7 protein-coding genes and 1 pseudogene are annotated in these 9,958 nt (G+C 67.0%); 4 read left to right on the forward strand and 4 right to left on the reverse strand.

Annotated elements, in window-relative coordinates; all coding sequences use genetic code 11:
- The first annotated feature begins 503 nt into the window (after positions 1-503).
- Entirely contained in the window at positions 504-1,322 is an 819-nt protein-coding gene (locus tag ABZ707_RS32965) for a TerD family protein (protein WP_360182503.1), read from the forward strand.
- 805 nt (positions 1,323-2,127) lie between these two features.
- Here ABZ707_RS32965 and ABZ707_RS32970 read toward each other — a convergent pair.
- Complete coding sequence (locus ABZ707_RS32970; protein ID WP_360182488.1) at positions 2,128-4,092, reverse strand: hypothetical protein; 1,965 nt, start codon at positions 4,090-4,092, stop codon at positions 2,128-2,130.
- A gap of 63 nt (positions 4,093-4,155) precedes the next feature.
- Positions 4,156-5,175: a hypothetical protein gene (locus ABZ707_RS32975; RefSeq protein ID WP_360182491.1), complete on the reverse strand. Its 1,020-nt coding sequence runs from the start codon at positions 5,173-5,175 to the stop codon at positions 4,156-4,158.
- A gap of 582 nt (positions 5,176-5,757) precedes the next feature.
- Between ABZ707_RS32975 and ABZ707_RS32980 the strand changes: the two genes are divergently transcribed.
- Complete coding sequence (locus ABZ707_RS32980) at positions 5,758-5,874, forward strand: hypothetical protein (RefSeq protein ID WP_360182506.1); 117 nt, start codon at positions 5,758-5,760, stop codon at positions 5,872-5,874.
- Positions 5,875-6,341: 467 nt separating this feature from the next.
- A complete protein-coding gene (locus ABZ707_RS32985; protein WP_360182494.1) occupies positions 6,342-7,502 on the forward strand; it encodes a hypothetical protein in 1,161 nt (386 codons plus the stop codon).
- A gap of 72 nt (positions 7,503-7,574) precedes the next feature.
- Here the strand turns inward: ABZ707_RS32985 and ABZ707_RS32990 are convergent, their stop codons facing one another.
- Positions 7,575-8,279, reverse strand: coding sequence for a hypothetical protein (locus ABZ707_RS32990; RefSeq protein WP_360182497.1), 705 nt, complete (start codon positions 8,277-8,279; stop codon positions 7,575-7,577).
- A gap of 223 nt (positions 8,280-8,502) precedes the next feature.
- Here ABZ707_RS32990 and ABZ707_RS32995 point away from each other — a divergent pair, with 223 nt between their 5' ends.
- Positions 8,503-8,850, forward strand: a complete 348-nt coding sequence (locus ABZ707_RS32995) for a hypothetical protein (RefSeq protein WP_360182500.1) — start codon at positions 8,503-8,505, stop codon at positions 8,848-8,850.
- A gap of 511 nt (positions 8,851-9,361) precedes the next feature.
- Here ABZ707_RS32995 and ABZ707_RS33000 read toward each other — a convergent pair.
- Positions 9,362-9,870 (reverse strand): annotated as a pseudogene (locus tag ABZ707_RS33000) (MFS transporter); the annotation flags it as partial.
- Positions 9,871-9,958 lie beyond the last annotated feature (88 nt).

Raw genomic sequence — 9,958 nt, forward strand, 5'->3', positions numbered from 1 at the left:
ACGGCATCGCACACGACCTCACCATCTGGATGGCCGCCCGCGACTTTCCCGGACAGCCAACCAGACAAGTCACCGACTTCTAAAACACGCCCTAGCCCCGCCCATCAGACAGGCAAAAGGCTCTGACCAGCACAAACACCAATCGGGCCTTTACACGCTAGAACTACCTACAACACACCCAGCTGCCCTCAGCGCAGAACACATAACTCCAGCTCAGATACGCCGACCCAGCTGCCAAGACCGCCAATCCCACCTCTCAGCGAACCAGCAACACCCCAGACCAGCCGCCTCACCGAACACCAACAAACCCCCCTCCCAGCGTTAACGAGCTACCACTCCTGGCCGACGCCCTGCGGCCGCTCAGGCGGCCGGACGCCGAGACCATCGAGCGCGCCCACCACCGGCGCCAACAGGCCGCCGATCGCAAAGCCGCCCTGCCTGCACGAGCACGGCCGGTCAGCGGCACAGAGGGTCTCAGCAGCGGTGCGGGAAATGAAAGCTTCATCCGCCCCTACGCCCTGGCCGGCGGAGATTCGGCACCGCGCACAGGTGCCTTTCCGCTCAGCGCTCTCGTCCGCACAACAGCCAGCGATTCGCAACTCGTCGGAGTGCTGCCCGAGCATGAGAAGATCTGCCAGCTCTGTCGCACATCCCGCACCATCGGGGAAGTAGCCGAGCTGCTGGCGATCCCTGCAGGGGTCGCGAGGATCCTCGTAGCTGATCTGGCACAGGCCGGGCTCCTGACGGTGCAGGCTGACGCGGCCGTGCGGCTCGACAGAGACAACAGCATGGGGCTGGTGACAGAATCCTCCCAGGGCGTCTTGGTCGTCAGCCTGGGCTGGGAAAGCGTCGTCAGCGATAGCGCAGACTTCGAGCTGGACGTCTCCGCGATCGGGCTCAGAGGCGGATCGGTGTACTCAGACCACCACTTCGTCTTCTTCAACAACCCTCGTGCCTCGGACAGGTCTCTCATACACAACGGCGGTGCTCCGCAGCCGAGGGACGGTGCCGGTTATCAGGAGACGATCCTGATCGACCTCGCAGCAGTGCCGACCGACATGGACAAGGTCGTCTTCCTTGTGTCCATATATGACGCCGACGCCCGCGGCCAGAACTTCAGCTACGTCCACAACCCGTACATCAGCGTCAGTGACGGCGAGAGGGAATTCGTCCGCTACCACCCCTCACCGACGGACAGTGACACAGCCATGGCTTTCGGTGACCTTCACCGATACGGCGGGCAGTGGCATTTCAAGGCCCTCGGGCAAGGCTACACATCGGGATTGCGTGGAGTCGCCATGCACTTCGGCGTCAACGTCTGACCACGAGGGCTAAGGAGGCGCCCGCAGAAACTGGGGACACATCGGCACCCTCCGCTGCGCAGGCTTCCCGAGAGCGCCCGGTAGGGGTTTCGTCAGTCTGCTGCGCCCGCCGGGGGGAACCTGCGACGCACGTGCGTATTGGGGCCTTCGGTCGGGGCTCCGGGCGCGGAGGTAGAACGCGCGGCAGCCTGCTGCTCCGGCGCTCACATCTGCGAGGCCCTGGCGGAAGAGACGCCCGGGGCTCGGGCTACTGGTGGCGCCGGGGGCGGAACTGCGGCCCGGGGATCGATGGCCGGCTCACGGCCGACGTCTGTTGCGTCCGGAGCATCTGCGGGCGCTGGGCGCCGCAGGTCCGCCCGCTCAGCACAGACTCTGGTCGGCGAGGAAGGCGGCGCGCCTTTTGGGCTCGGGGGTCCCGGTGTCAGTGGCTTCGCCAGCGCTGCCAGCGTCCTAGCTGGCGGCAGCAAGAACGCCCGAACGGAATGGAAGGACGACCAAGGCCGGGCCGTCAGCGAGAACGAGGAAGCGACCGCCGCATCCCCCCATGACGTGGGGAAGCCCGGCCGGCGCCATACCGAACGGGCACCTCCACGTGCAGTAGTACCTGACGTGGGACCGTGCGATCTGCGGCATCCCGGCTTCGGGTGGCTCGAAGAACGCTCCTGGCCCATCGGCCACTGTCTGGTCCAGGCAGTGCTCAGCGAACGGCAGACAGCGGCAGCCCCCCTGGCGGGAACTCAACCCGAGCGGAACCTCACCGCGCTGATCTGCGGGCCTGCGGCTGCTCTCCTATGCCTTCGCGGGTTCAGCACCATTCGGGAAGCAGTGCCTGAAGGCTGCACCAGGACTTCATCTGCGACAGCTCTGCTGCTGCCTTGGCTGTCTTCCCGAGCCGCTTGTACCGGATGACTCCGGTGAGCGCCCAGACGAGCTCGTCATCGCCTGCGAACCGAGCCAGATCTCGGAAGGCGCGCAGACGGGTGATGGCTTCCGCGGGCGCCTGGTTTATGGTTTGCGCGGCCTGCAGGGCGGTCCACCGGCGCACATGATCGGTGGGGAGGACGGGGGCGTTGTCGTACGTCCATGAGAGCTGGGCACGAAGATAGGCCATCATCTTCGCCTCGCTGTCCTGGGGTGCTGCCGCGAACTCGTGCCAGGGGGCAAGGGGGCCGGCCAGGGCGTGGACTCCGTCCTTCTGGTGCACGGTGAAAGTGAGCTTGTCCACGTGGCGTGGCAGGTAGGTGCGGATGAGGGCTGCGTGAGCGGAGAGCGTAGGAGCGGATTCTGTCCGGGCCTCCACCGTCCAGTGCCTCTCCCCTGGTGTGACGGCGATGTCCCTGTAGCTCGAGTTCTCCAGCATGATGGTGATCATCTGCTCGGGGGTGAGGCCCAGCGTCTGCCACAGGTCTTCGGTGGCGAAGTTGGTGTATCCCAGCTCGCCCATGGCCTGCCACAGCGCTAGTTGGCAGGCGTGGATGCTTTCATAGCCCTGGAAGACGCCGTCGATGACATCGCGCCACGCGACGGTGCGGGTGCTCTTCTTCCGCTCGATCACTACGCCGGTGTCGTCGTAGTGGACCAGGGCGTGGGCGCGGCCGGTGCGCAGGTCGTTGTCCAGCCCGTCGAGGAGGCCGTACAGGCTCGGCTCCTGTTGTGCTGCGGTGATGAGCTCGGTGGCGTTCCTGTGCCGCAGGGCCGTGTACGCGGCTGTCTTGCGGCCGCAGCCCAGAAGGAGGGCGGTGGCGATGACCTGGCCTGGTCCTTCGACCTGTGCCATGGCGATGCCGAGCAGGGCTCGGCCCGCCTGTCGGGAGTGGGCGGCATGGTCGACGGCATGGACAGCTTCCATCGAGCCGTCGAACAGTTCGTGCAGGGCCCGCCTGAAGTCACCTTCGAAGACTGGTTCTTGTGCGAGTGTACGCAGAACCTGGGGGTTGGAGCGGAACACGTCGTAGGCGAGGCGGATGACCTCACGAAAGCGCTCCGGGTCGAAGATGCTCTGGGCCAGTACGTGCCCGACGGCGAGCATGACTCCGGAGCCGTTGACTCCGCGTGAGGATGTGATGTCCTGCAGCTGGTCCCGTGCCGCTGCGTCCAGGGCCAGCAGATCGGGGACCTCAAAGGTGCGGAGTGCCAGGGTCAGCAGGATGCTCTGGATCCGCGCGGTGTCCCGCTCGGCAGCCAGGAGTTCCGCTCCGTCCGCAGCGTCGTTGGCGGTCTTGATGAGTTCCGCGGCGCGGTCGAGGTGGCTTTGGGCGTGTGTCCCGTGTTTCTGCGCCCCGAGCGGGGTGGCAGCCAGCAGTGCGGCAAGGTAGGCATCGATCATCGAGGTCAGCTCGGCGACAAGCTCACGCAGGATGGTGAGCCGTACTGTCAGTGGACGTCCGGCGTCCGTGTTGTGCACCAAGGCGCGAAGTTCGGTGAACTCGGCGACGCAGGCCTTGAGGTCTGGCTCTCCGCGCTCGGTGGCCTGTGCTGCCTCTGCTACGGCTGTGAAGAAGCCGCTGTGCCATGTTGCGAGACGCCGGAACAGATCGGCGTGCAGGGTCTCGGGGACTCCAAGCGGGCCGGTGGGCAGTAGGGCGACGGGCTGCGCCAGCAGCTTCCGCGCCTCGGCAGCGGCCTCGCGGCGTGCACGGCCGGCCGTGTCGATCTCCCACGGCTGGGGACGGTGGCCGCAGTCGGGACAGATGATTCCCCGGATGCGGCTGATACCGCATCCCGAGCAGCAAATCTGCGAGTAGGACAGTCTGAAGGCGTACGAGGTCATGGGACGGATCGCTTCTGTCTGAGCGGGTGCTGACTGCGGTAAACGGGTTCGCTGTCTGCGGTGTCAGCCTGAAACTTCTTCGACGGTGCGGACAATGAGGCCGGGAAGGAAACCGATGGCGCGCTTGAGTACGCCTTCGATGGGGACGGCGTGGTGACTGCCGTCCACGCTGATGAGTCCGGCCCAAGCGGCTGGGTCGTAGCGGGCGAGCATGGAGAGCGCGTACACCACCGACCACCACACCATCAGTAGATGCGGTTGTCGGCCTGTCGGTTCGATCGCCGGCAGGAACCAGCGCGAGTCTCCGTGGCTGCGGGAGAGGCCACGCAGGTGTTCGCGGCGCTCCTCGACGAGTGCGATGCCCTGGGGCATGAGCCAGCTCACCCGGAGTTCGCCGCCGCCGTGGTCGTAGCGGGTGAAGTCGGGGGGCCCGTCGGGGCGGGGTGTCCGGCGGACGTACTCGTGGTGCTGGGCGAGGCCTGGGTACTTCGCGAAGAACGCGTTCACCGTCTTGCAACTACCGTCGTCGATGACCCAGTCGGGGATGTCGCAGACGGGGACGTGCAGCAGAGGGTGGGGGTCGCCGTGGATGCTGCGATCGTCCGTGTACAGGGCGGGGTGCCGGTTCCGGTCCGTGAGCGGGTACTCAAGGTTGACCGGCAGCATGTCCCAGAGGTCTTCGAGGCGTACCGAGCCCTTGCCCCAGACCGGGGAGTCGAGGAGCAGGCTCAGCCGCACGAAACTGCTCCGCGACGTCGCGGGGTCGGTGCGGATCTCGATGTCGGCGAAAGGCTTGTCGAAGCCGCTGGCCTTAATGCCGTGACCGTCGAGGCGCCAGTCCTCGCCCTTGAGGTCGACCGCCGCGGCGGCGATGGCCCGGCCCGCCTGGCTCAGGCCGTAGAAGACCTGCAGGGGGCGAGTGGCGGGGCCTACCACGGCGGCCGCGCGGAACATCTGCTCTGCTTGTTCCAGTGCCGCCGCGTACGTTTTCCGGCGTGCTCCGCTGCCGGCCTTGCCGGGCGGGTTCGCCCGGCTCGCACGCAGCTTCTCCCACGCCTCGTCAGGCTCCGCCTTCATGTACATGCGCCGACGCTACCCCCGAGCACTGACATCGGTCGGACCGGTCTGCGACGCCCAGGGACGTGACCGCAGCGATCGTCCAGTCAGCGACGTTGGGCGAGCCGAACGACATGGTGTGCGGGCTGTTGGGCGCATCGGGATAGTAGGGCCGGAGTGAGCCCGCGCCGCAGGACCGTGCTGGCATCGAGGTGTCCGCCCGTAGGCGCGGATGAAGAGGTGCCCTTGGGCGGCCCCTCTGATGCGGCTCTCGGCCCCCGGCTGGGGCGACGTTCGGGTTCTGGGAGGGCTACACCCTGGCCTGGTCGCCGGAAGGGGGCCGGGCGCCCACCCGGCTCGATCTGCAGACCCACGACGTGTTCGACGCGGCGGTGTTCTATGGAGAGATCCTCGGCTGGAACGAGGAACAGAACATCGACATCGACCACCGCGATGACCATGTGCTGGTGAAGCTGGGCGCCGGGTGATTCTGTCCCTGCGGGACGGCGGTGTGCAGACCTCCCCGCCCTCCCCCCCCTGGCCCACCTTCGGCCCCGCTGGCTGGTCAACTTCGCCGTGGACGACGTCGAGCGGGCCGTGTCCGCGGCCATGAGCACAGGTGGCGGCAGACCCCAGCCCTCCACCACCTGGACAGCGAAGGGCTTTTCGCGAACTCTGCAGGACCCCGACGGTGGCCTGTTCACCCTCGCCCACCATGAACTCTGACCGACCTGATGGCGGCCCCGGTGTAGGTCAGCTACCGACGCTGCACCGGGGGTGCTCGGGTTCGTCTGAAGCTTGGTCTCTGTGCCGACGCCTCAGAGGTCTGTCCTTTCCGCGCTCTTCCCCATCCGTCGGCAGGACTCAACGATCAGGCGTGATACGTGCATCTGTGAGATGCCGAATTCGGCCGCATCCCGGCGAAGAGGCCGAGTCGGAGTACCTGCTTCTGGCCCCCTCGCGGCCGGGCAGCAGGTCCGAGCCCACATCGCCGGCTCCACTGTGTCGCCGAGACCCGAAAAAGGTCATGGCCTCAGACCTACAATCAGGCGGGATGCCGGATCGGGTTGAGGGGGCTGTGCGGAGTGTCGCTGAGGGATGAGCCCGAAGAGGTCGTTGTCCGGGTGACAGAGGGTCACGCTGTGGTGTTCGGCGCTCCCTGTGCGAAGAAAGAATCGCGTTGGGGGCGCTGGGTGGCTGATCTCACCTCCAGCGAGTGGGCTTCTGTCGCCCGGGCCTTGGACCCTGCGGTCCGGGCATTCATCGAGGCTCGGCGCGTGACCGGCCATCTAGTCGAGATCGATGAGGTCTCCGCCAAGATGATGGAGACGGCCAAGTTGATCGTCGAGGAGGGCGGCTGGATCCAGAGCAGCATCCGCAACAACCGGGGCCAGGTGGCGCGTCTGCTGCGGGTCCGTGGCGCCACGGCCGTCACCGCTCTGTCAGGTGGGACAGCTGTTCTGAGCGCCATCGCGGCTCAGGCCCAGGCGGCCGAGATGGCCAGGGACATCAAGGCCATCCGCCAGCGGGTGGACGAACTGTCCCAGCGCCTGCAGTCCGACCAGACCGGTGCTGTCGAGAATGTCGTCGAGCAGGTCGAGGATCTGGTGGCGCGGCTGCGTGCTCATGGGGGACGTGGCGTAGAGGCGAGCGACTTCTCGGTCATCAGGAACAGTCTGGGTGATGTCAGCCGGAAGGGTCTTCGACATCTCGGGGACGCGGTCGCGCGGCTGGAGAACTCCGGGCAGGGTTCCGTGCGCCAGGCACAGAAGGGTCTGCATGAGGCGGCTGTGGAGGAGGTGCTGCTGCACCTGGATCTGACGGCGCAGTGTTACGTGGCCGCGGTCCAGTTCGGTCTCGCGTGGATCGCCTTCGACTACCACCTGGGAAAACCTGACGTTGCCAGGACACGGTCTGAGCAGGTCACCCAGTCGGTCTCAGGACTCCGCGCTGGCATCGAGGACGTCCACGGCCGGATCGGCCGGATCGAGGAGCACGTCCGGTCCCGCTTCCGGTCCCCCAAGCGCATGAGGTTGCTGACTTCAGCAACATCGGCGATCGCGGTCGCTACGGCTGCAGTCGTGAAACAGACGACGGGAAAGCGCGTTCCTGTGGGGCAGTTGCGTGGGATCCCGATCTCGCTTCCCGTGGCTCCGTTCGCCATCGGTGCGGGTGCGCTGCTCGTGGGAGGCCTCGATGCCATGACGCAACTCCGGGCGGAGAAGGAGCTGGAGGAGCGTCTGGGGCAGCTTTCGGGAGCTACCGGCAGGAGCTGTCAGAGCGTCCGCGAGGCCGCACCGGATCTCGGCATGCTGCACAGCCTGGCCGAAGTTCTTGCAGAACCTGCCACGTAGGTCCGCAGGCGCTATGACGCTTTTGAACGGCTGGACTACGGGCGCGGCGGGTCCGAAGGACGCTGAGAGGGGCTACGCGTCGCCGGTGGCGTCCGGAAGCTGCTGCCTCACTGGCAGGGGCGGAGTCCTACGGCGGGGCATCTGCCGCTCGGAGCCGGTTGCTAGTTCCCTGATCGCTTGACCGGTCTTGCTGATCGCGGCGCCGATGTTCGCAAGCTTTTCTTCCACCTTCTGCGTGGGGCGCTCCGCGATGAGCGCCCACATGACCGCGTCGAGGTCGACGGTGTACTGCGCCGTCTCCATCTGCCCCGCGGGGCCGTTCGCGCTCACCGTGAAGGTGTGTCGGCGGGGCAGGATGGAGTTCTGGAAGCGTGTCTCGTCGTCGAAGAGGAATGTGAGCCGGCGGCGGGGTGGGACCAGGGGGATGGGCCGGCCCAGAACCTCCCGGAGGACCTGGGTGAGGTCCGGCTGGCCCGGTTCGGGGGCCCATCCGGACTCCAGGGGCGGCTCGCAGGAGACGCGGACGTCCCGGGCGACGGTCGGGCCGGTGTTCTCGATAACCAGCAGCATCGCCCCGTAGGGGTCGGGCTGGATGTCGACGATGACGTACGGCTCGTTCTGCTCCCGGTGGATGCGCTCCTGAAGCGCCAGTTGGCTGCGTGCGGCCTTCTGGGCAATAGCCGCCTGCCAGAGGGCGATGACAGAAGCAACGAGCGCGGTGCCGGCAGCGACAACGACCGCCCACTGGTCGGTGGTGAGTGCTGAGAGCTGGTCCATGGCCTGACGCTATAGGCGGGGTCGGACACTCGCCGCTGCCCGCCCCGCCTGCAGGGCCTGCAGGGACGTCACGACGGCCTCCTCCTCGTTTCTCGTTCAGCTCCCGCACAACGGTGACGCCCTCAATGAACTTACGCGCGCGGCCGCCCGGGAACCGGCCTCGCCCAGCAGCACCGCAGAGTCGGCACAAGCCTCGTCGAGGGCCATGGCCTGTCCCCCGGCCGTGAAACCGCCCCACGCCTCGGAGTCCATCAGAAACCCGGTCCCGTCGACGGGACCGGCGTCGTTCGCGCCGAGGCCTCAAAACTGCTACGACTTCGCCAACTGGACCAGCCGCCGGGCGGTGGAGGCTGTCGATCAACACCTTGAGTACCTCGCTGAGCAGGAAGAAGACAAGGTCGTCCCTAATTCGGACGAAGCTCTGGCCTCGGAGTTGCAGCGGCAGTTGCGGGATCTCGACCTCATCGCGCACAACTCGAAAGAGCTTCGCTACTCCAGCACGGGACTGCCTATCGACACCTCGATCCGACTCCGCGTGGAGCTTCGAACTCCTCTTTCCAGCCGGGCGTGAGTGTCCCAGAGGTCGGACCTCTCATTCTCTGGGCTGGGTCGAACCGCCACTGGCCTGCATCGACCAGGTGGTTTGAGACAGGTTTTCACCTTTTCGAGTGGCAACCCGTCTCTCTGCCGTGGCCCTCCAGGTGTTGGCCGTTCACCTCGTTCAAGGGGCAGAAGAACTTCACCGGTCTGTACTGGGCGGCAACCACCGGTCCCAGGTGGGTTACGAGTCGTGGGTGGAGCGGGACGCCGCGATTGGACTTCGATACGGCCGTCGTTGCGCTGGCGTCGCAGTGCCGCTGGTCGCCGGAGCTGAGCTGGCGGGGACCGGCTGGCCGTCCTGCCGGTGCTCTATCACTTGCTCTGGCGGCACGAACTGGCGGCGGACCTGACGTCGGCCTCACTCGGGCGCCGACACCGTTGTCCGCCTGACCTGGTCTCGCGAGACGGGAACGCACTGCACAGGACGCGGTCTGAGCACATCCGGCCGAGCACCTGCACCGGCAGCCGGCGGCCGACTGTCGTTTTTCATGCCTGCCCAGCGCCACGGGGGTCAGGGTTACGCTGACCGACCCGGCCGCCATCAGCGTCATCGCCGTGGCCGGGGAGGCCAGTTGGGCCAGCGTGCCCGCGAGGACAGCGCCGACGCCCTGCAGGGCAGCCATGTCGGTGGCGTGCAGGCCGAGGGCCTGGCCCGCGAGGCGTCGGGGGTGAGCGACATCAGGCGTTCTTGCAGAACCAGGCTCGCAGCGAAGCCGACGGAGGCGACGGTGACGGCCACGGCCGACAGCTCCGCCCCCGGCCGAAGGACGAAGAACAGGTAGGGAAACGCCAGCAGCAGGCGCAGCGGGGTCGCGAGACGGGGTCGCAGCGCGGGCGGCACCAGGCGGCCCACCGCCATGTCGCCCACGAACATGCCCAGCGCCCCGCACGCCTACAGCATGCCGGCGGCCTCCGGGGCGTAGGAGACGTAGAGCGAATCGCTGCCAACCACCAGGCCGTTGGGGACCCACAGGCCCAGGAACGTCAGGCGGCTCTACCGTCTTGATCGGGTTGATCGTGCCATTCGTAGGGTTGGGTCGCCCAGGGGTGCTGGGTGTGGCTATCAGGCGGCTGCCGTC

Source organism: Streptomyces sp. NPDC006923 (assembly GCF_040635655.1).
Taxonomy (GTDB): Bacteria; Actinomycetota; Actinomycetes; order Streptomycetales; family Streptomycetaceae; genus Streptomyces.